Origin of the sequence: Microbacterium sp. XT11, from assembly GCF_001513675.1 — a bacterium.
In the GTDB taxonomy this organism is placed as follows: domain Bacteria; phylum Actinomycetota; class Actinomycetes; order Actinomycetales; family Microbacteriaceae; genus Microbacterium.
This window is the reverse complement of record NZ_CP013859.1, coordinates 1,846,337-1,867,171: the sequence shown is the minus strand read 5'-3', so window position 1 is coordinate 1,867,171 and position 20,835 is coordinate 1,846,337. Positions and strand designations below refer to the sequence as shown.

Here is a 20,835-nt window from a genome sequence, read left to right as displayed (position 1 = left end):
AATCATGCGACTCGAAAGCCCGGGGAGGGCGTAAACTCCCCCTGCTCCGCCCGGAGCGATGATCAGAGGAGCACCGTGAGCACCACACCGCCCCCCGCCAATCCGCGGTCGCGCGTCATCACCGCGAGCCTCGTCGGAACGACCATCGAGTTCTACGACTTCTACGCGTATGCGACCGCGGCCGTTCTGGTGTTCCCGGTGCTGTTCTTCCCCACGGGGAACGACACGACCTCGCTCCTCGCGTCGTTCGGCGTGTTCGGCGCCGCGATGGTGGCCCGCCCGATCGGCGCCGTCGTCTTCGGCCATTTCGGCGACCGCTACGGACGCAAGGCCACGCTGGTCGCATCGCTGCTCACGATGGGCATCGCCACGTTCGCGATCGGTCTGCTGCCGACGTTCCAGCAGATCAACTGGTGGGCCGCGCTGCTGCTGCTGATCCTGCGGCTGGCGCAGGGCTTCGCGCTCGGCGGCGAGTGGTCGGGCGCCGCACTCGTCGCGACCGAGAACGCCCCGAGCGGCAAGCGCGCGTGGTACGGCACCTTCCCTCAGCTGGGCGCGCCGCTCGGCTTCATCATCGCGAACTTCCTGTTCCTCGGCATCAACTGGGCCCTGCCGCACGCCGAGGACCCGGCGCTGAAGTCGGAGGCCTTCCTCTCCTGGGGCTGGCGGGTGCCCTTCCTCTTCTCGGCCGTCATGGTGATCATCGGTCTGTGGGTGCGACTCAGGCTTGTCGAGTCCGACACCTTCACGAAGGCCGCGCAGAAGGGCGCGATCCGCAAGCTCCCGCTCGCGACGGTGTTCCGTCACCACTGGAAGCAGCTGATCCTCGGCACCTTCATCATGCTGGCGACGTATGTGCTGTTCTACCTCATGACGAACTTCACGCTCGCCTACGGCACCAAGCCGGCATCGCTCGAGACGGCATCCGCCGCCGCACAGGCCGCCGCAGAGGCCGCGGGCAAGGACTTCGACGCCGCCGCCTTCGCGGCCCAGTTCTATCCTGGGCTCGGTTTCGGCTACACCGACTTCGTGCTCATGCAGATCATCGGCGTGGTGTTCTTCGGCATCTTCACGCTGCTCTCCGGCCCCATCGCCGACCAGGTCGGGCGCCGCAAGCTCCTCCTCTGGGTGACGGGCCTCATCATCGTCTTCGGCTTCACCTTCAACCTGTTCCTGCTGCCTGCCGTCGACCCGAAGTTCACCGGCGCGCTCGTGCAGGCGTTCCTCGTGTTCGGCTTCCTGCTCATGGGCGCGACGTTCGGGCCGATGGGCGCTCTGCTGCCCGAGCTGTTCCCGACCAACGTGCGCTACTCCGGCTCGGCGATCTCGTACAACGTGTCGTCGATCCTCGGCGCGGCGGTCGCACCGATCATCGCCGTGCAGCTGTGGGAGTGGGGCGACGGGTCGCCGTGGCTCGTCGGCGTGTACCTCTCGGTCATGGGCGTGCTGACGTTCATCGCGCTGCTGCTCTCGCCGGAGACGAAGGACCATGCCTACGAGGACGACCTCGGGCTCGCCGCCGCCGTGGAGCTGTAGCGCGCGGGGTCAGTAATCGGCGGTGACGGTGCGCGCGGCGCCGTCGAGCGTCATGGTGCCGCCGTACGGCAGGATCCACTGCGGACGGGTGTGCCCGAACGGCACGCCGATGCAGACGACCGCGTCGGGGTTGTAGCGGCCGACCACGTCGAGCACGGCGTCGCGCTGGGCCGCTCGCAGCATCGCGGCCTGCTCGGGTGAGGGATGGAACTCGAAATCGCTCACCGGCGGCCGCGCCACGAGCACACCGGCCGCGGCGGAGAGGATGCCCCGCTCCCCGAGGTACCGCAGCCAACGGGCCACCCAGCCCGCCGGCGGCCGCTCCTCACTCGTCTCCAGCAGCAGGATCGCGCCGTCGAGCTCTTCGGCGTCGGGAAGCCTGCCGAGGAAGGCGAGGCCGTCGATGGACTCCAGGCATCCGCCCCACGTGCGTCCCCGCACGCGGGTGGCCGGCCCCGCCCAGGTCCACGGCTCGGTCGGGGTCCGGTCACCGTACTCGGTGAGGGCGCGCGGGTCGGCCCAGCGCCGCCCGACGTCTTCAGACTCCCCCGGCTCGGTGATCTCGAGCGCACCCCCGTCGATCAGTGCGGCGCGCAGGGAGCGCAGGTGGACGTCGTCGACGGCGGGCCCCGGGCCGAGGTGCACAGCGGTCGAGCCGCCGTAGTAGCCGCGGATGCCGTGCCCCCACAGCCAGTTGAGGATGTTGGTGTTGTCGCTGTAGCCGAGGAAGGGCTTGGGGTCGGCCGTCGCGAGCGCCGCGTCGAGGTGCGGCACGACCGTCAGCTGGTCGTCGCCTCCGATCGTGGCGACGATGGCGCGGATGCTCGGATCGGCGAAGGCCGCGTTGACGTCGGCCGCCCGGGCCTGCGGGCTCGCACCGAGCTGCCTAGTGGTGGGGTACTCGACCGGCTCGAGGCCGGTGAGGTCGCGGATCCTGCGGAGGGCCTGCTCATGCAGCGCCGGTGCGACAGCGGGCGCGGCGAACGCCGGCGATAGTACGGCGACGCGGTCGCCGGGAACGAGCTTGGGTGCCGACAGCATCCGCTCAGTCTTCCACGCCGGCGTGTGCCGGAAGTGTCACACCCGCGGCGCACACAGCCCACCCACAGACTCCCCGACGACACGAAGTACGGTCGAAGTACCCCTTTCCAGAACGAGGTCCCGCATGTCCAGCACGGCGAACGCACGCCGGCGTGGTCGTGGCGCGCACCAGGAAGGCCCGCGCGCCACCTTCCGCCAGCTCCTCCCTTTCCTGTTCGAACACAAGCGCACGCTCATCGTCGTCGCGGTGCTCAGCGTGTTCGGAGCTGCCACCTCGCTCGTGCAGCCGCTGCTCGTCGGGCAGGTGATCGACGCCGTGCAGTCCGACCGCGGACTCGGCATCCTCGTGTGGCTGCTCGTGGGATTCGTGATCGTTTCGTCGATCATCTCCGGCTATCAGCACTACCTGCTGCAGCGCACGGGCACCGCGGTGGTGTACTCCAGTCGCCGCCAGCTGATCGCCCGCATCCTGCACCTGCCCATCAGCGAGTTCGACGCACGCCGCACGGGCGACCTCGTGTCGAGGGTCGGCACCGACACCACGCTCCTCTACGCCGTGCTCACCCAGGGCCTCGCCGACGCCGTCGGCAACGCCATCCTCTTCGTCGGCGCCCTCGTCGCGATGCTGCTGATCGACCCGGTGCTGCTCCTGCTGATCGTCGTCGTCATCGGCGCGTCCGTCGTCCTCGTGGTCGCACTCAGCGGACGCATCCGCAGCGCCTCGACGGCTCAGCAGGAGAAGGTGGGCGAGCTCGCCTCGGGGGTCGAGCGGGCGGTCGGCTCCATCCGCACGGTGCGGGCGTCCGGCGCGACAGAGCGCGAGACGGCCGCCGTCACGGAACTCGCGTCGGACGCCTACAGCATCGGGGTCCGCATCGCCAAGATCTCGTCGCTCGTCGTGCCCGTCGCCGGCGTCGCCCTGCAGCTCTCCCTGCTCGTCGTGCTCGGCGTCGGAGGCTTCCGCGTCGCCGCCGGAGCCATCACCATCGCCTCGCTGGTGACGTTCATCATGTTCCTCTTCATGATGGTCATGCCGCTCGCCTCCACCTTCGGCGCCATCACATCGGTGAACCAGGCGCTCGGCGCACTCGGACGCATCCAGGAGCTGCTGGACCTCCCCACCGAGGCCGAGGGCGACGCCGCGGTCGTCGCCGAGCTCCCCCGCGACGGCGGCGATCCGGACGCGCCGGCCATCGAGTTCCGCGACGTGCGCTTCCGTTACCCGGAGAACGTGGTGGCTGCCAGGGAGAAGGCGGCGCGGGAAGCACGCACCCTGCTGGCCGACGCCCACCTCGACGCCGCCGATCGCGAGTCCGAGCATCCCATGACCGAGGTCCTGCGCGGCGTCTCCTTCGCCGTGCCGCGTGGAGCCAGAGTGGCGCTCGTCGGACCGAGCGGCGCGGGCAAGAGCACCATCCTGTCGCTCATCGAGCGCTTCTACGATCCGACCGGCGGCTCGATCCGGCTCCACGGACACGACGTCCGCACGTACCCGCGCGACGAGCTGCGCGCGCAGTTCGGCTACGTCGAGCAGGACGCGCCGACGCTGGCCGGCACGCTCGCGGACAACCTGCGTCTCGCCGCCCCGGCGGCCTCCGACGCCGAATGCGAGCGGGTGCTGCGCGCCGTCAATCTCGGCGACGTGCTGGAGCGCAATCCTCTCGGCCTCGCGGCCCCCGTGGGCGAGGACGGCGTGATGCTGTCCGGCGGCGAGCGCCAGCGCCTCGCCATCGCGCGCGCCCTGCTCACCGAGGCGCCGATCCTCCTGCTCGACGAATCGACGTCATCGCTCGACGGCGTCAACGAGCAGCGGATGCGGGAGGCCATCGACGCGGTCTCCGCCGACAGGACGCTCGTCGTGATCGCCCACCGCCTCTCGACCGTCGTCGACAGCGACCTCATCGTGGTGCTGCAGGACGGCGTCGTGGTCGGCCAGGGCACGCACGCCGAGCTCGTGGAGCAGGTGCCGCTCTACCGCGATCTCGCGCGACACCAGCTGCTCGCCTGAAGATCCGGCGGAGGTTCAGCCCGCCGGAGACGGCGCGAGGTGCCAGGCCGTCACGTGCACGGTCGCGCCGGGCACGATGTCGAGAGACACCTCCCAGCTGAGCCGCTGCTCACCTGGACGGACGGCGAGCCACAGACTGCGCGCGGCGAGCTGCCCGTGCACGGAGTTCGCATCCCAGCCGATCGCGGCGGTCGCCGAGTCACCGGGCTGCAGCGTGAACGCCGCGGCGCCCGGGTCCTCGGCCATGAACGAGCGGCCGTGCTCCACGGTCACGTCGAGCAGATGGCCGTTCTGGTCGCCGTACGCCACGTCGGGGTAGCCGTCGAACGTGCACGGCTCCTCCGACACGTTCACGACCTGCAGGTACTGCCCGCGGTGCCCCGTCGCAGCGTCGGGCGCCGGAGCCATGATCGTCGTGTCCTCCGCGGTGCAGAAGCCGTCCGGCGAGGGTGTACCGTCTGGCGCGGCCGTCGGCACCGGTTCCCCCGGAGCGTCAGGATCCGGCGCCGCCGCGCCGTCGGGATCGGCCTGCGCCTCGGACACGGCCTGGTCTTCGCGGAGTTGCTGCTGCGTCGCGGCGTCCCCGGCTGCGGTCGCCACCGGGACGAGGATCAGCGCCATGGCGGCGATCGCCGAGGTCACGGCCCACCGCACACCGGAAGCGTGAGAAGCGAGAGGCTTCGACACGGATGCGCGCCCTGGGCCGGGTGCGGACACCGAGTCGGGGACGGATGCCGCGGCCGGTGCCGGAGCCACGGCGGCCGGCACGGCGACGCGACGGCGTGAGCGCGCCCAGACGAGGGCGGGGATCCATCCCACGAGCACGGCCCACCAGGCCGTCATGGAAGCCGCTCCCATCGTGCGGAGGGCGCCGTGCACGCCGAACGGTCCGAGCCAGACGAGGAAGCTGCCGACGTCCTGCGCGGCACCGATGGCGAAGGCGACGAGGATCGCTGCGAGCCAGCCTCCCGCGAAGGCTGCACCCGCGGTCGGTGCCATCGCGGGGGTCGGAGGAACCGTTCCACGGGCGGGAGCCCCGGGCGGCACGTCCGATGGGTCCCCCGGTGAGAGCCGCGGTGCCAGCACGGTGAAGCCGACGATCAGCACGACGACCATGAGCGCCTGCACGAGGAGGGCCCAGGCGAGCGGACTGCCGAAGACACCGCGTGCGCCGGGAGACGGGACGAGCAGCGCGAGGGTGCTGAGGCTTCCGCCTGCGCCGGCGAGCAGGTACGACAGCCACGAGCCGCCGACCCAGAGGATCGCGAGCACCACCCCGCCGAGCACACCGCGCACCATCGCATCCCCCCGTTCGTCCGCACGCCGCGGCGGACACCCCGACCCTACCCCGTCCCGGCCGTCGACACCCCCACCTACACCGTCGCCGCCGCGTCTACACCGTCGCCGCCGCGTCCACACCGCCGCCGCCGCGTCTACACCGCCGCCGCCGCGTCCACACCGCCGCCGCGTCCACACCGCCGCCGCCCAGGGCCGCAGCCGACGCCACGGGGCCACGAGGAGGCGGAAGCGCCACGAGGAGGGGACAGCACGAAGGCGGGATGCCGGAGACCACTCAGCCATGGGTTCGTCTCCGACATCCCGCCATCGCGGGTCGGTGGCCCGAAGGACCGAGGGGCGCCGGATCCCCCGATACCGGCGCCCGGTCGTTCAGGCGTTCTGCAGTCGGTACCGCAGCGACGCCAGCTCGGTTCGCAGAGCTGCGGGCAGCCTGTCTCCGAAGGTGTCGTAGAACTTCTCGGTGAGGTCGGCCTCGGTCTTCCACGCCTCGGGGTCGACCGAGAACAGCTCCTCCAGATCGGCCTCGGCGATGTCGAGCCCCTCGAGGTTCAGGTCTTCGATGCGCGGCAGGCGTCCGATCGGGCTGTCGACCGCCGGGACGTCGCCGGAGATCCGGCGGATGATCCAGTCGATCACGCGCGAGTTGTCGCCGAAGCCGGGCCACAGGAACCGACCGTCCGCGCCGCGGCGGAACCAGTTGACCTGGAAGATGCGCGGCGCGCGGTCGAAGCGGAGGCCGCGGCCGACCTTCAGCCAGTGCCCGAAGTAGTCGGCCATGTTGTATCCGCAGAACGGCAGCATCGCGAACGGGTCGCGCCGCAGCTCGCCGACCGTGCCCTCGGCCGCAGCCGTGCGCTCGGACGAGATGTTGGAGCCGAGGAAGACGCCGTGCGTCCAGTCGGTCGCTTCCACCACGAGGGGCACGTTGGTGGCGCGGCGTCCGCCGAAGAGGATCACGTCGAGCGGCACGGCAGACTCCCAGTCCTCGGAGATCTGCGGGCACTGCGCCGCCGACACCGTGAACCGCGAGTTGGGGTGCGCGGCAGGACGACCGGAGTCGGGCGTCCACGGGTTGCCCTCCCAGTCGATGAGGTTCGCGGGCGCCTCGTCGGTCAGCCCCTCCCACCACACGTCGCCGTCGGGGCGCAGCGCCACGTTCGTGAAGATCGTGTTGCCCCACAGCGTCTCCACCGCGGTGACGTTCGTCGACTCGCCGGTGCCCGGCGCGACGCCGAAGAAGCCGGCCTCGGGGTTGATGGCCCACAGGCGGCCGTCCTCGCCTGGACGGATCCAGGCGATGTCGTCGCCGAGCGTCTCGACCTTCCAGCCGGGGATCGTCGGGCGCAGCATGGCGAGGTTGGTCTTGCCGCACGCTGACGGGAAGGCTGCGGCCACATGGTAGGCGTTGCCCTCGGGGTCGATCACGCGGATGAGCAGCATGTGCTCGGCGAGCCACCCCTCGTCGCGGGCGATGACCGAGGCGATGCGCAGCGCGAAGCACTTCTTCGCGAGGATGGCGTTGCCGCCGTAGCCGGAGCCGAACGAGTACACCTCGAGCGTGTCGGGGAAGTGCACGATGTACTTCTCGTCGTTGCAGGGCCACTCGACGTCGGGCTGCCCCGGTTCGAGCGGCGCGCCGACGGAGTGGACGGTCTTGACCCACGGCGCCCCGTCGGCGATCTGGCGCGTCACGGCGTCGCCGACGCGGGTCATGATGCCGATCGACGCGACCGCGTAGGCGCTGTCGGTGACCTGGACTCCGATGTGCGACAGCGGACCCCCGACGGGTCCCATGGAGAACGGGACGACGTACATCGTCCGGCCGCGCATCGAGCCGTCGAAGATCTCGGTCATCGTGCGGCGCATCTCGGACGGGTCGGCCCAGTTGTTCGTGGGGCCGGCGTCGTCTTCGCGCTCCGACGCGATGAAGGTGCGCGCCTCGGTGCGTGCGACGTCGCTCGGGTGGGACCGCGCGAGGTACGAGCCGGGGCGCCATTCCGGGTTGAGCTTGATGAGCTTGCCCTCGGCGACGAGCCCGCGCAGGAGCCAGTCGTTCTCCGCACGCGAGCCGTCGACCCAGTGGACGGAGTCGGGCTTGGTGAGAGCGGCGATCTCGTCGACCCACGCCGTGAGCTCCGCCATGGCGGGCGTGTCGTAGGTCGGCGCCGCACCGAACGAGCGCGCGGGTGTGACGGATGCGGCACGAGGGGTGAAGGCTTCGGCGATGGCCATGACTGCTGCTCCTTTGAAGTGTGGGGCGTTGATTCCATCTTGATCGGGGTTCATCGCGTCTTTCCGAGATTTCGGGTAGTAAGAATTCGAGTTCTTTCGCTATGCTCAAGGAATGGCGACCTCCGGCATCCACCTGACGACCCTCGGCCACCGCATCCGTCATCGCCGGCTCGAGAACGGCTTCACGCTCGACGAGCTGGGTGCTCTCGTCGGCGTCGCCGGATCGCAGCTGAGCCTCATCGAGAACGGCAAGCGCGAGCCCAAGCTCTCCTTGCTCCAGGCCATCGCGCAGGCGACCGGCACCGAGGTCGCCGACCTGATCTCCGACGAGCCGCCCAACCGGCGCGCTGCGCTGGAGATCGAGCTGGAGCGCGCGCAGGCGAGCCCGGTGTTCCGGCAGCTCGGCATCGCGCCAGTGCGGGTCACGAAGGGCATGAGCGACGAGACCATCGAGTCGATCCTCGGCCTGCACCGCGAGCTGCAGCGACGCGAGCGCGAGGCCATCGCGACGCCGGAGGAGGCCAGGCGCGCGAACACCGAGCTCCGGCTCCGGATGCGCGCGCAGAACAACTACCTCCCCGACATCGAGAAGCTGGCCGAGAAGCAGCTCAGGGCTGCCGGGCACGTGCAGGGGGCGCTCACGCACCGCACGGTGAGCATCATGGCGGAGAAGCTCGGCTTCGAGCTCATCTACGTCAACGACCTTCCGCACTCCACGCGCTCAGTGACCGACCTCGAGAACGGCCGAATCTACCTTCCCCCCGCCTCCATCCCGGGCGGCCACGGCCTGCGTTCGATGGCGCTGCAGGCGATGGCGCATCGCCTGCTCGGCCACAAGCCGCCGACCGATTACGCCGACTTCCTCCAGCAGCGACTGGAGATCAACTACTTCGCGGCGTGCGCGCTCATGCCGGAGACAGCGGCCGTCGCATTCCTGCAGCAGGCGAAGAAGGACCGCAACCTCGCCGTGGAGGACTTCCGCGACGCTTTCGGGGTAACGCACGAGGCGGCGGGCATGCGCATGACGAACCTCCTCACGCAGCACCTGGGGATGCCGTTGCACTTCCTCCGCGTCGACGAGACGGGCGCGATCACGCGGGTGTACGAGAACGACGACCTACCGCTGCCGATGGACGTCACCGGGGCCGTGGAGGGCCAGCGCGTGTGCCGCAAGTTCCAGGCGCGCAGCGCTTTCACGCAGCAGAACCGCACGACGGAGCATCATCAGTACACGGACACGCCGTCCGGCACGTTCTGGTGCTCTACGCAGACCGGATCGTCGACCGAGGGCGAGTTCTCGGTCACCGTCGGCGTGCCCTTCGACGACGCGCGCTGGTGGCGTGGACGCGAGACCGCGGACCGGGCCGTGTCGACCTGTCCCGACGAGGCGTGCTGCCGTCGCCCACCCGCGGACCTCACCGAGCGCTGGCACGGAAAGGCATGGCCGAGCGCGCGCGTGCACACGCACATGTTTTCCCCGCTCCCCCGCGGCGCGTTCCCCGGCGTCGACGACAACGAGGTGTACAACTTCCTGGGACGGCACGCCGACGAGTGAGTATGTGCCGAGAGACGGGTGCCGACCTTCAGCCGCTCACGAACGCGCTGTAGCGCCCGAGCGCGTGCGAGACGGCACGGGCATCGGCGTCGTCGAACAGCTCCGCCACGGGAGCCTCGCGGTGGCGCCCCACGGCGGCCGAGTGTGTCCAGGCTCCGGCTATGCGCCCCTCTACGAGGAGGCTGGCGCGCACCATGCCGTTCTTGCCCGGGCCGATGCGCGTCATCGCCTCGGCATCGGCCACGGGAGAGCGGTCGGCGTAGGAGATGTAATACTCGTCGAACATGGGCAGGGCGAACACGGCGTCGTCGTTCGAGCCCCTCGCGGGCCGCGGACGAACCGACGACACGTACACACCCTCACAGACCTCGGTGACACGGTGCCTTCCCCGCTCGACGGCCTCTCGGGCGCTCCCCAGCGTGAGGCCCGACCACCAGGCGAAGTCCTCGACGCGCGCCGGTCCGTGCCCCTCGATATACCGCACGAACAGCTCGGCGAGTGGATCGTCGGGCATCGGCGTCACCGGGAGGTACTCGTCGCAAAGCACGAACAACTGCTCGCGCCCGACCGCCCCATCACGAGCGACGACAGGGCCCTGCACGAGCACGCCGCTGATGCACAGCGCGCCGATGATGTGCACCCCCCGCTGTGCCGCGGGATCGATGCCGAGCTCAGCCAGGTCGTCGAACAACTGCGCCCTCGTGCGCCCGCCGCCGGCGAGCTTCACCCGCAGCGCGCGTTCGACTGCGGCCAGCAGCTCAGCGTCGATGCCGAGCTCGCGTTGGCGACCGGCCTCCCGCTGAAGCTGCCGCTGGGCGGTGACCGAGAGCACCCAACGCACATCGGCCGCACGGACGATGTGCAGCGTGCCGCGCATGCTCCAGGTGCGCACGAGATCGCCGCGTGCGAACGCACGGTCGACCGTCGCGAGCGTCGGCGAGCCAGCAGTGCGGATACCAAGGGCCCATCGCCCGGCGAGGAAGTCCTGGCTCTGCACCGCGAGCATGTGGGCGGCGGCATCGGTCACGGTCTTGGACGGGGCCGTGAGGCGATGCGATCTCAGCCTCTCGGAGAGCAGTGCGCGTGGTGTCATCCCCCTATCCTGCCGGGGGCCGCCGACATCCGCGTCATGCCTCCAGGGTCACCTCTCGGCGCGTGGGCAGCACGATCGGATGCGATCCGGCCATGGTCTCCAGAACGCGGATCACCTGGCACGAATAGCCGAACTCGTTGTCGTACCAGACGTACAGGATCACGGTGTCGTCGTCGGCGATGGTCGCAAGGCCGTCGACGATGCCCGCGCGGTGAGAGCCGACGAAGTCCGTCGACACGACCTCGGGCGACTCCACGTAGTCGATCTGCTGACGCAGCCGCGAGTGCAGCGAGACGCGCCGCAGGTAGTCGTTCAGCTGGTCCTTCGTCGCCGGGCGTTCGATCGTGAGGTGCAACACCGCCAGCGACACATCGGGCGTCGGCACGCGGATCGCGCTGCCGGTGAGCCTGCCCTCCAGCTGCGGCAGGGCCTTCGCGACGGCCTTGGCGGCCCCGGTCTCGGTGATCACCATGTTGAGCACGGCCGAACGCCCCCGACGGTCGCCCCTGTGGAAGTTGTCGATGAGGTTCTGATCGTTCGTGAACGAGTGCACCGTCTCGACATGGCCCTTGACGACGCCGTATGCCTCGTCGATCGCGGCCAGCACCGGGGTGATCGCGTTGGTCGTGCACGACGCGGCCGAGAGGATGCGATCGCCGAGCTCGATCGTGTCGTGGTTGATGCCGTGCACGATGTTCTTCAGCGCGCCCTTGCCGGGGGCCGTGAGCAGCACGCGGGCGACGCCGGTCGACGCGAGGTGCTGCGAGAGACCCGCCTCGTCGCGCCAGCGGCCGGTGTTGTCGACGACGATCGCGTCGCGGATGCCGTAGGCGGTGTAGTCGATCGACGCGGGGTCGTCGGAGTAGATCACCTGGATGCGCGTGCCGTTGGCGACGATCTGCTCTGCGTCCTCATCGACCGTGACCGATCCGGCGAACCGGCCGTGCACCGAGTCGTGCAGCAGCAGCGAAGCCCTCTTGACGAGGTCGTTCTCGGAGCCGCGGCGCACGACGATCGCCCGCAGCCGCAGTCCGCTGCCGCCGCCCGTGTGCGCGATCAGGATGCGCGCGAGCAGGCGGCCGATGCGGCCGAATCCGTACAGCACGACGTCGGTCGGCTCGGCGGCGACCGCACCCATGGCCGGGGCGATGGCCTCGCGCAGGTACTCGGCGATCGGCCGTCCGTCCGAGGCGGCCTCCTCGGCGAGCCGGGCGACGTCGAGCGACGAGGAGCCCGGCGCCAGGGCGTGCAGCGCCTCGAGCACGGCCAGGGTGTCGTCGAGGGGCAGCGCGGCGTGCCCGAGCTGTGCGACGCGATCGTGGACCTCGACGATGCCGGTCGCCGAGAGCCCGAGCAGGCGATGTCCGTGCAGCGACGTCACGACGTCCCTCTCGCGCTTGAGCGATCCGATGAGCGGGATCATCCGCTCGGCCAGTTCCTCTCGCGCCGTCCAGTCGTCACGGTGTGCGTGTGCGTCAGTCATCTGCGTCCTTGCATGTGTGAGCGCGCGCCGAAGGATCGCCGGCGCACGAGTCTGCCGGGTGAAGCATCGGGGGATGCTCCCAGGGTACGGGTACCGCGTCGCCGTCGACGAATCCGATCCGGCGCCCTGCCCGTCCTCCGTGCCGATCCGCGCTTGTGACCGGTCCGCATGCCAGGCTTCTATGGGGAGCGCACGAGCCCGCCGCGAGCCGCGGACTCGCCGCGTCTGCACGCGCGTTCCCTCCCGCTGCCCCACTTCCCCACTTCCCCGCTTCCCCCCTTCCCTGCGGCCCCCGCCGCCCGACCAGCCCTCGCCCCCTGGCCCTCCCAGACACGAAAGGCGCATGGATGACATCACCCAGACGGCCCTCCGCGTGGCCGCCGCTGCTCGCCGCGATCGCCCTCGAGGTGAGCGCGACACTCTCTCTCCGAGCGGCAGAGGGATTCACGCATCCGCTGTGGCTCATCATCGTGGTGCTGGGTTACACCGGATCACTGTGGCTGCTGTCGATCGTTCTCGACCGCGGCATGCCCGTCGGCGTCGCCTACGGAATCTGGTCGGCGATCGGTGTCGTGCTCACCGCCGTTCTCGGCACCGTGCTGTTCGGCGAGGTGCTGGGTCCGGTGCAGCTCATCGGCATCGGTGTGATCGTGCTCGGCGTGCTGCTCGTCGAGCTCGGATCGCACAGGGTCGAGCTGGCATCGCACACGAAGGCGCACGCATCATGACGTGGATGCTGCTGGCCCTCGCGATCGCGAGCGAAGTCACTGCGACGCTGAGCCTGCGCGCGTCGGAGGGACTGAGGCGGCGGCGCTGGATCCCGGTCATCGCCGTCGGCTACGTCGCGGCCTTCAGCCTGCTCGGAGCGATTCTCGCGATGGGCATGCCGGTGGGCGTCGCCTACGGAGTCTGGGCGGCCGCCGGGGTGGCGATCACCGCGGTCCTCGGCCGCGTGCTCTTCAAGGATCACTTCTCACTGAAGATGGCCGTCGGAGTCGCCCTGATCGCTCTGGGCGTCGGCCTCATGGAGTTCGGCGGCTGACGGTCCGACGGCCCGACAGCCCGCATCTCGCCACCTCCCCTCCTCGCTCGGGTATGAGTTGTGGTCGGTATTCGGGCGATTTTCCGACCACAACTCATACCTGAGCGCGGGGGGTGAGGGCAGGGAGGCGGGCGGGGTCAGGAGAGGGCGGAGATGGCGTCGCGCAGGATGCCGCCGGCACGCTCCAGAGCCGCAGACGCCTCATCCGCCGAAGCCCCGGTCGCCAGCAGGAGCAGGGCGAGCTTGACCGAGCCGGATGCCGCGGCGAGCGCCCGTGCGGCCTCGTCCACGCCGACGCCGGCGAGCTGCGACACCGTGCGCAGGGAGCGCGCGTGCAGCTTCTCGTTCGTCGCGAGCAGGTCGACCATGACGCCGCGATAGGTCTTGCCGAGCTTGATCATCGACAACGTCGTGAGCATGTTGACCACGAGCTTCTGCGCCGTGCCGGACTTCAGCCGCGTGGATCCCGAGATGAACTCGGGTCCCGTGACGACCTCGATGGCGATGTCGGCGGCGGCGCCGATCGCCGAGCGGGCGTTCGATGCGATCGCCACCGTGAGCGCGCCGACGTCTCCGGCGTACCGGAGTCCGCCGACCACATAGGGCGTGCGCCCGGATGCCGAGATCCCGACGACCGTGTCGTCCGCGGTGAGGCGCAGCTCCCGCAGCTCCGCGGCGGCCGCGGTGTCGTCGTCCTCGGCGTTCTCCACAGCCGAGCGGATCGCCGTCTCACCTCCGGCGATCAGTCCCACGACCATCGACGGGTCGGTACCGAACGTCGGAGGGCATTCGCTCGCGTCGAGCACGCCGATGCGACCCGCGGTGCCTGCCCCGATGTAGATCAGCCGCCCGCCCCGCCGGAACCTCTCGACGATGCCGTCGACCGCGCGTGCGATCTCGGCCGACCGCTCGGCGACGGCGACGGGGACGCGGCGGTCCTCCTCGTTCATGAGCCGCACGAGCTCGATCGTGGCGTACTCATCCAGGTCGCCCCGCTCGGTCGTCGAAGCCTCGGTGCCCAGCCGCGAGAGCTCGTCGAGAAGGGCGGTGAGGCGGATGTCGTCATTCGGCACGGTGCACGAACCTTTCATGGGGCAGATCAGCATGGGCGGCGAGGAGCGCCGCGCCGTCGAGAGCGTCGCCCTGTGCGGCGACCACGCTGCGTCCGGCTTCGGCGAGAGAGGCGACGAGCTGGGAGCGGAACCAGTCGTGGCCGGTGAGGCCTCCGTGCACGACGACCTCCGCCGTGTGCGAGGACGCTGCGACGGCGGATGCCGTCAACAGGCGAACAGCCTCCTGCGCGATCTCGCGGGCGACGTAATCGCCCGTGAGGGCGGCGTCGAGCACCAGCGGCGCGAGCGTGCCCAGCCGGCGGGCGACCGGTCCGTCCTGCGACACCCAGGCGACGGGGTCCGCAGCGGGTGCGATGGCGTCGCGCACGGCATCCGTCAGCTCCGTCGCCGGCCCGAGGCCGACCTGTGCGCGCTGCACCGCCCGCACGGCTTCGCGTCCCAGCCAGGAACCGCTGCCGAAGTCACCGATGTCCGGCCCCCAGCCGTCGACGAGGCGGATGCCGTCGACGTCGACACCCATCGCGGCAGCACCGGTGCCGGAGATGAGGATCACGCCGTCTCCCCCACGCAGCGCACCGGCATGTGCGGTGACGACGTCGGAGGCGACGGCGACCGCGGCACCGGTCGCCCGCGCGAGCCTGACCGCGAGGTCGGCCGCGGCATCCGGTGCCGCCCAGGCGCCCGCCGCGCCGACCCCGAGTGCGCGGAGGGTCGTTGCCGGCACGCGGTCGAGGAGCGCGAGGATGGCGTCGGTGGCGCGGTCGACGCCGCCCGGCGCGGCGAGCCCCGGGGCTCCGGGTCCGTCGATGATCCGGCGCCCGCCGTCGTCCAGGGCGAGGCGGCAGCTGGTCTTGCCGAGGTCGACCGCGGCGGTCGTGCGCACGCTGGTCATACCGCTCCCCTTGTCCGATTCACCGACGCTCTGGCGTAAAGCCGCTACACATCCTATACATGTTCTGGAAAGAATTTTCACGACGTGACGCCTGATGGCCTCCCGCCCGTGGCGACGTGCCGCGACATCCATGGCGACGCGCCGCGACATACTGAGAGTCCCACATATCGGAGGAGCGGATGAGCATCCAGTCGACGATCGAGGCCTCGGCCTCGACCCTTCCGCCGTCTCTCGCCCGGATCGCCGCCGCCATCCGCGAGAACCCGTCCGTCGTCATCGACAAGACCATCAACGAGCTCGCCGCCGACTGTCACACGTCGGTGGCCTCGGTGGTGCGCTTCTGCCGTGCCATCGGGTTCAGCGGGTACGCGCCGCTGCGCATGGCCCTCGCGACCGAGCTGGGCAAGGAGGCCGCGCAGTTCTCGGCGCGGGGTGCCTACGGTTCCGAGATCTCCCAGGACGACTCCCTCCGCGAGGCCGTATCGAAGCTCGCGGCGCTCGAGATCCTCGCGGTCGAGGAGACCGTCGCGCAGCTGGACTTCGACACGCTCGACGCCGCCGTCGACGTCATCGACAGGGCAGAGCGAATCCTGCTCTACGGCATCGGGGCCAGCCAGTTCGTCGCCGTCGATCTCGCGCACAAGCTGCTGCGGGTCGGCCGCAACGCGCATGCCCTGGCCGACCCGCACGAGGCGATCGCAGCTGCAGTGCTGCAGACCGCGCCGACCGTCGCGATCGGCTTCTCGCACACAGGCTCCACGCCCGAGACAGTGCGCTTCCTCGAAGCTGCCCGCGACAACAGCGCGGCCACGATCGCCGTGACGTCGGCGAAGGAGTCGCCGCTGACGCGCGCAGCCGACCACACCCTCTACACCGAGGTGCGCGAGTCGACGTTCCGGGCGGGCGCGATGGTGAGCCGCATCGCTCAGCTGACCCTGGTCGACTGCCTCTTCATCGGGGTCGCGAAAAAGCGCTTCGCGGAGACAGCGGATGCGCTGCAGCGCACCAGAGAGGCGACCCGCACGCTGCACGGATGAGGTGCGCCGACGCGGCATGGACCGCGTGACGCTGCATCACGACACGGGCCCGCGTCAGGAGACGGCCGCCGCATCACGACACGGGCCGGTGTCAGGTGACGGCCTTCGCATCAGAAGACAGCGCCGGCGTCACGAGACAGCGCTTCCTTCACTGCCTTTACCGCCTTCGCGTGCTTCTTCGCCTTCAGGTCCTTCTCGTCTGTCTCGTCGGTCGCGTCCGCCGCGTCCGCCGCGTCCGTCTCACCCGTCGCGTCCGCCACGGCCGTCGCGTCGTCGTGGACCACGACCGAACCTGCCGTGCGGAGGAACACGATGATCCAGCTGAAGATGAGCACCGCCGCGATCAGCTCCACGGCCGTGAGGTTGTAATAGCCGACGGCGAAGAACGCGCCGAGCAACGCGATCACGGTGACGTAAACCCAGCCGAACACGACGAACACGCGGGGCATGGAGGGCAGGAACCACGGCAGGCCGACGACGACGACGGCGAACACGACGGCCATGCCGGTCGCGACCGTGTTGTGCAGCAGGAAGAACTCGTCCACGGGGAACAGTCCGACGCATGCCAGCAGGACTCCCATGAGGATCAGTCCGCCACGCACCGCGAACCGCCCCCGGCGGGAGCGATCGTCAGCCACGGGTAGCCCTGCCGTCGCGTACCGAGAGATCGTGGTGATCATGATGCCTGCGATGACGAGCGTGAGGTTGAACGCGAGAGACGCGTGATTGGTGCTCATGCCCAGCGCCGAGAGGTTCAGCTTCCACCAGTCCGGATCGCTGGAGGCGAGCATGGCGGCGAAGGCCCCCACGACGAGGAACACTGCGAGCACGAGTGACAGCACCATCGGGGTGAGGGCGGCGGCGCTGAGGAACGCGACGTACGCCGTGAGGGCGAACGCCACGCTCACGAGCACGGCGCCAGGGAAGGCGAACACCGGGGCGCCGATGAAGCTGCGTTCCAGGAGCTCGGCGATGCCGAGCCACCCCAGGTAGGCGATCGCCGCGTGGGCGAAGCCGATCGCGATCAGGTCGTACCAGCGCAGCCGGTCACCCGGGACGCTGAAGCCGTCGCGTGCCATCTCGGGCGTGATCCGCCGCGGTCTCACCGCGAGCCGCCCGATGAGGAACGCGAGTGCCGCGGTCAGCGCCCCGCCGTACGCCGCGAACGTGCCGATCGATCCGTCCCCGCTGATCGCCAGCCGGTGCCCGAAGAACACCGGGAACGCGACGACGAAGCCCACCGCGAGGAAGGCGGCGCCGACGATGAGCGCCGTCGCCTCCAGCACGGCATCCGGCGTCTCCGGACCCCTGAGCTGGCGCAACACACCCACCACCTTGGCGCCGAACGCTCTCATGGCTTTCCCTCCGCACACATCCTAGAAGCCGTGACGCACCGAAGCCGTGACGAGCAGAAGCCGTGACGCGCAGAAGGCGTGACGCGCAAGGGCGTCGGTGACCGCGGCTTCACCGGGTCGTGGGTGACGACCTCGTTCCCACCAGTCCCCCGGTCTCCCGGGAGCCCGCGCCGGCCGGCGTTCCTGCGCGGGAGCGCGACTACCCTGGGACCATGACCGAGATCGTCCCCGCCCGCGCCGTCCTCCTCGACATGGACGGGACGCTCGTCGACTCGACGGCCGTCGTGGAGAGACTGTGGCTCGAGTGGGCGAAGCCGCACGGTCTCGACCGCGACTACGTGCTCAGCGTGATCCACGGCAGGCAGGGGCATCAGAGCATGGCCATCATGCTCCCCGAGCGCGACCACGCGATCAACATCGCCGAGAACCAGGTCATGCTCGCCACGGAGGCCGAGGACGTCGACGGAGTCGTCGCGATCCTCGGCGCCGAGCGGCTGCTCGCCGACCTCCGCCCCTACCCGCATGCGATCGTGACCTCAGCGGACGTGCGACTCATGAACGCGCGCATGGGCGAGGCCGGCCTGACTGTTCCGGACCTCGCCGTGACGGCCGAGCGGGTGAGCCGCTCCAAGCCCGACCCCGAGGGGTTCCTGCTCGGAGCCGAGCTGCTGGGCGTCGCCCCCGCCGACTGCGTGGTCTTCGAGGACTCCGGTGCCGGCATCCAGGCCGCGCACGCGGCCGGCATGCGCGTGGTCGGCGTCGGGAAGCACGCGACGGCGCACTCCCCCGAATTCCATGTGTCCGACTTGACGCAGGTGTCGGTGGTGCCCATCGAGAGCGGCTTCGAACTGCACGTCGCCTGATTCAAGCCACACAGCCTGAGCCACCGGCGCAACGCCTGAGGCACCGGCCCGCCGCCTGAGTCACCGGCCCACCGCCTGAGCCACCGGCGCAACGCCCGGTTCACTGCCACACCGCCCGAGTCACCGGCGATCAAGCGACGACTGGCTCCCGCGCTCCCCGCATCCGCGATCTCCGCGGCACCCTCCACACCTGATCCGGGTCCCACCAGGCGGGCCCGCGGATCTGCGGAACCCCCTCAATCATGCGGATCTCCCACCCGGAGCGATCCAGAGTGCGATGGTGATGCCAGCACAACGGCACCCCGTTGTCGGTGTGTGTGGGACCGCCCTGCGAGTGTTCCACCACGTGATGGATCTCGCACCACGATGCGGGCACGTGACACCCGGGGATCAGGCACTCCGCATCACGCAGCACGATCGCCCTGCGCTGGGGCGCGGTGAACACGCGATCGATCGTGTTGATCCCCACGATGCGCCCTTCGTCGAACAGCACGCGTTGCACGGCCCCGACGCACGCGGTGTGCACGGCCACGGAAGCAGCCACCGGCATCTCGATCCCGGGGAGCGAAGCCCAGCCCGGCATGCTCGGCTGAGAGGACGCCCCCTGCGCCCCGCGCAGCGACGACAGCTCGGCGGCATCGACGTGCACGACGAGGGTGGGGGCCGCACCGCCCAGGGATGGCATCTCCTCGTGTCGAGCGGCGATGCCGAGAGCCGCGGCGAATGCATCGTGCTGCTTCTGGGCGCGAGTGCGCGTGTCGAGCAGGTTCAGCGGGTCGTCGTCGAACACGTCGTCCGAGCCCTCGTTCGGCAGCTGCTCAGAGGGGACGAAACGCACCCCGAGATCCGCGGGCCCTTCCGTCTTCGGGTTCAACTGCGCGTCGAAGATCGCCTGCAGCTGCGCCGTGACCTCGGGGAGCAGACTTCCCCGGATCGGATACGTGCCGTCATCTTGCAGGCGTCCCAGGGTGAGGCCCCGCCGCCGTGACGCCCGGATCTCGGTCGGCTCGGATCCGTCGGGGTCGAGGTACATCGCGATGAGCTGCGCGCAGTGACGCAGGTCATCCGGTGTCGCCGGCGGAGCCGGCTCAGCAGCGCCGTCTTCTCGGCGCAGGATGCCGCGCGCATGATCGGCGAGCTCGGCGTCGGCCCGCAGCCGGTCGTCGATGCCGATCCTGTCGCCTGCCCGATCGAGGGATGCCGTGGCCGCGAGCAGGCCCGACAGGCCGACCTCGCCGTCGAGCATCGCCTCGCGCAGGCTCGGCCAGCGTGCGGGCAGGCGCTCGCCCGAGAGAAGATTCATCTCTCGCCGCGCGCCCGCGGACGCCTTGACGAACCGCCCGGCCGTCGCACCGTCGACGCGAAGGGCCCGCTGCAGGAGCTCGTTCATCGAACGGCATCCGAGCGCCTCGGGCAGCTCCACCGCCTCTAGGTCGGCGATCGTCTCGACGACCACGGCCTCGACCCGCCGCAGAGCGTCACCGGCCCGACGAAGCACCCTCGAGCGTTCGCTCGGCGACAGCCCCGCCAAGGCCTCGGCACCCAGCACGAGATCGAGGTCGGAGATGACCCGATCGAGGATGCTCGTGGCGCTGTTCATGCTCCGATTCAACGCGTGGCCACCGACATTGGGAGGGTGTTTTTGCCAGATCAGCGCGGTATTCCAGAGTGAAGAGCGACCACTCCGGCGAGACACCGACCACTCAGGCGAGACACCAACCACTCCGGCGAGACACCAACCGCTCAGGCGAGACACCGACCGCTCAGGCGAGACACCGACCGCTCAGGCGAGACACCGACCACTCCGGCGAGACCGACCAGACCGGGCGCGTCGATGCGATGAACACCACCGGCACCTCGACCGGCGCCTGACGTTCAGCTCAGCGTGAAGTCCTCGAAGATGAGCGTCGTGCGCGTCGAACGGATCGAGGGGATGGCCTGGATGTCCTCCAGCACGATGCGGCGCAGGTCGCGGGCGTCGGTTGCGCGCACGAGGAGGATGACGTCGAAGTCTCCGCCGACGAGTGCCATGTGCTCGATCTCGGGGATGGCCCGGAGCCGTGCGCTGACCTCCTGCCACGTCGCCTGCTCGATAGCGAGCATGACGTACGCGCTCGCGTGGTGGCCGAGCAGCACCGGATCCGTGCGCACGGTGTAGCCCGTGACGACGCCGGCGTCGGTGAGCCTCTTGATGCGTGCGTGCGCGCCGGCGCGTGAGATGTGCACGGCATCCGCGATCGCCGTCATCGACGCGCGCGCATCCCGCCGGAGTTCGGCGAGGATCGCCTGATCAGTGTCATCGAGCGTGATCATGGCACCCCTTCAT

17 protein-coding genes are annotated in these 20,835 nt (G+C 70.1%); 7 read left to right on the top strand and 10 right to left on the bottom strand.

The window, feature by feature from the left end:
• The first annotated feature begins 75 nt into the window (after window positions 1-75).
• Window positions 76-1,536, top strand: coding sequence for an MFS transporter (locus tag AB663_RS08595; protein ID WP_067197956.1), 1,461 nt, complete (start codon window positions 76-78; stop codon window positions 1,534-1,536).
• A 9-nt stretch (window positions 1,537-1,545) separates the two neighbouring features.
• Here AB663_RS08595 and AB663_RS08590 read toward each other — a convergent pair whose 3' ends face one another.
• Window positions 1,546-2,577: a S66 family peptidase gene (locus AB663_RS08590; protein ID WP_067197954.1), complete on the bottom strand. Its 1,032-nt coding sequence runs from the start codon at window positions 2,575-2,577 to the stop codon at window positions 1,546-1,548.
• A 124-nt stretch (window positions 2,578-2,701) separates the two neighbouring features.
• Here AB663_RS08590 and AB663_RS08585 point away from each other — a divergent pair, with 124 nt between their 5' ends.
• Window positions 2,702-4,585: an ABC transporter ATP-binding protein gene (locus tag AB663_RS08585; RefSeq protein ID WP_067197952.1), complete on the top strand. Its 1,884-nt coding sequence runs from the start codon at window positions 2,702-2,704 to the stop codon at window positions 4,583-4,585.
• A 15-nt stretch (window positions 4,586-4,600) separates the two neighbouring features.
• Here AB663_RS08585 and AB663_RS08580 read toward each other — a convergent pair whose 3' ends face one another.
• Window positions 4,601-5,884: a DUF4232 domain-containing protein gene (locus AB663_RS08580; protein ID WP_067197950.1), complete on the bottom strand. Its 1,284-nt coding sequence runs from the start codon at window positions 5,882-5,884 to the stop codon at window positions 4,601-4,603.
• A gap of 369 nt (window positions 5,885-6,253) precedes the next feature.
• Window positions 6,254-8,116 carry a phosphoenolpyruvate carboxykinase (GTP) gene (locus tag AB663_RS08575; protein WP_067197948.1) on the bottom strand — a complete coding sequence of 621 codons (1,863 nt, stop codon included), beginning with the start codon at window positions 8,114-8,116 and terminating at the stop codon, window positions 6,254-6,256.
• A gap of 112 nt (window positions 8,117-8,228) precedes the next feature.
• Between AB663_RS08575 and AB663_RS08570 the strand changes: the two genes are divergently transcribed.
• Entirely contained in the window at window positions 8,229-9,671 is a 1,443-nt protein-coding gene (locus tag AB663_RS08570) for an XRE family transcriptional regulator (RefSeq protein WP_067197945.1), read from the top strand.
• A 28-nt stretch (window positions 9,672-9,699) separates the two neighbouring features.
• Here AB663_RS08570 and AB663_RS08565 read toward each other — a convergent pair whose 3' ends face one another.
• On the bottom strand, window positions 9,700-10,764 hold the full coding sequence (locus AB663_RS08565) for a winged helix DNA-binding domain-containing protein (RefSeq protein ID WP_067197943.1): 1,065 nt from the start codon (window positions 10,762-10,764) through the stop codon (window positions 9,700-9,702).
• Between the two features lie 34 nt (window positions 10,765-10,798).
• On the bottom strand, window positions 10,799-12,247 hold the full coding sequence (locus tag AB663_RS08560; protein WP_067197941.1) for a glyceraldehyde-3-phosphate dehydrogenase: 1,449 nt from the start codon (window positions 12,245-12,247) through the stop codon (window positions 10,799-10,801).
• Window positions 12,248-12,594: 347 nt separating this feature from the next.
• On the opposite strand from AB663_RS08560, the gene AB663_RS08555 reads away from it, so the two are divergent.
• Both AB663_RS08555 and AB663_RS08550 read left to right on the top strand, forming a co-directional pair.
• Window positions 12,595-12,975, top strand: a complete 381-nt coding sequence (locus AB663_RS08555; RefSeq protein WP_067197939.1) for a DMT family transporter — start codon at window positions 12,595-12,597, stop codon at window positions 12,973-12,975.
• Window positions 12,972-13,289 (top strand): DMT family transporter, encoded by a 318-nt coding sequence (locus AB663_RS08550; RefSeq protein WP_067197936.1) that lies wholly within the window; start codon window positions 12,972-12,974, stop codon window positions 13,287-13,289. Before AB663_RS08555 ends, AB663_RS08550 begins: the two co-directional genes overlap by 4 nt.
• A gap of 137 nt (window positions 13,290-13,426) precedes the next feature.
• Here AB663_RS08550 and murQ read toward each other — a convergent pair whose 3' ends face one another.
• Both murQ and AB663_RS08540 read right to left on the bottom strand, forming a co-directional pair.
• A complete protein-coding gene (gene murQ, locus AB663_RS08545; protein WP_083511178.1) occupies window positions 13,427-14,362 on the bottom strand; it encodes an N-acetylmuramic acid 6-phosphate etherase in 936 nt (311 codons plus the stop codon).
• Entirely contained in the window at window positions 14,352-15,254 is a 903-nt protein-coding gene (locus tag AB663_RS08540) for an N-acetylglucosamine kinase (RefSeq protein WP_067197931.1), read from the bottom strand. The genes murQ and AB663_RS08540 overlap by 11 nt, the downstream gene beginning before the upstream one ends.
• Before the next feature lie 179 nt (window positions 15,255-15,433).
• Here AB663_RS08540 and AB663_RS08535 point away from each other — a divergent pair, with 179 nt between their 5' ends.
• A complete protein-coding gene (locus AB663_RS08535) occupies window positions 15,434-16,291 on the top strand; it encodes a MurR/RpiR family transcriptional regulator (protein WP_067197928.1) in 858 nt (285 codons plus the stop codon).
• A gap of 110 nt (window positions 16,292-16,401) precedes the next feature.
• On the opposite strand, the gene AB663_RS08530 is transcribed toward AB663_RS08535, so the two are convergent.
• Window positions 16,402-17,646 carry a DUF998 domain-containing protein gene (locus tag AB663_RS08530; protein ID WP_232304511.1) on the bottom strand — a complete coding sequence of 415 codons (1,245 nt, stop codon included), beginning with the start codon at window positions 17,644-17,646 and terminating at the stop codon, window positions 16,402-16,404.
• A 212-nt stretch (window positions 17,647-17,858) separates the two neighbouring features.
• Here AB663_RS08530 and AB663_RS08525 point away from each other — a divergent pair, with 212 nt between their 5' ends.
• On the top strand, window positions 17,859-18,509 hold the full coding sequence (locus AB663_RS08525; RefSeq protein WP_067197925.1) for an HAD-IA family hydrolase: 651 nt from the start codon (window positions 17,859-17,861) through the stop codon (window positions 18,507-18,509).
• Window positions 18,510-18,639: 130 nt separating this feature from the next.
• Here the strand turns inward: AB663_RS08525 and AB663_RS08520 are convergent, their stop codons facing one another.
• Window positions 18,640-20,109, bottom strand: coding sequence for an HNH endonuclease signature motif containing protein (locus AB663_RS08520; protein WP_067197922.1), 1,470 nt, complete (start codon window positions 20,107-20,109; stop codon window positions 18,640-18,642).
• Window positions 20,110-20,384: 275 nt separating this feature from the next.
• Window positions 20,385-20,822 carry an Lrp/AsnC family transcriptional regulator gene (locus tag AB663_RS08515; protein ID WP_067197920.1) on the bottom strand — a complete coding sequence of 146 codons (438 nt, stop codon included), beginning with the start codon at window positions 20,820-20,822 and terminating at the stop codon, window positions 20,385-20,387.
• Window positions 20,823-20,835 lie beyond the last annotated feature (13 nt).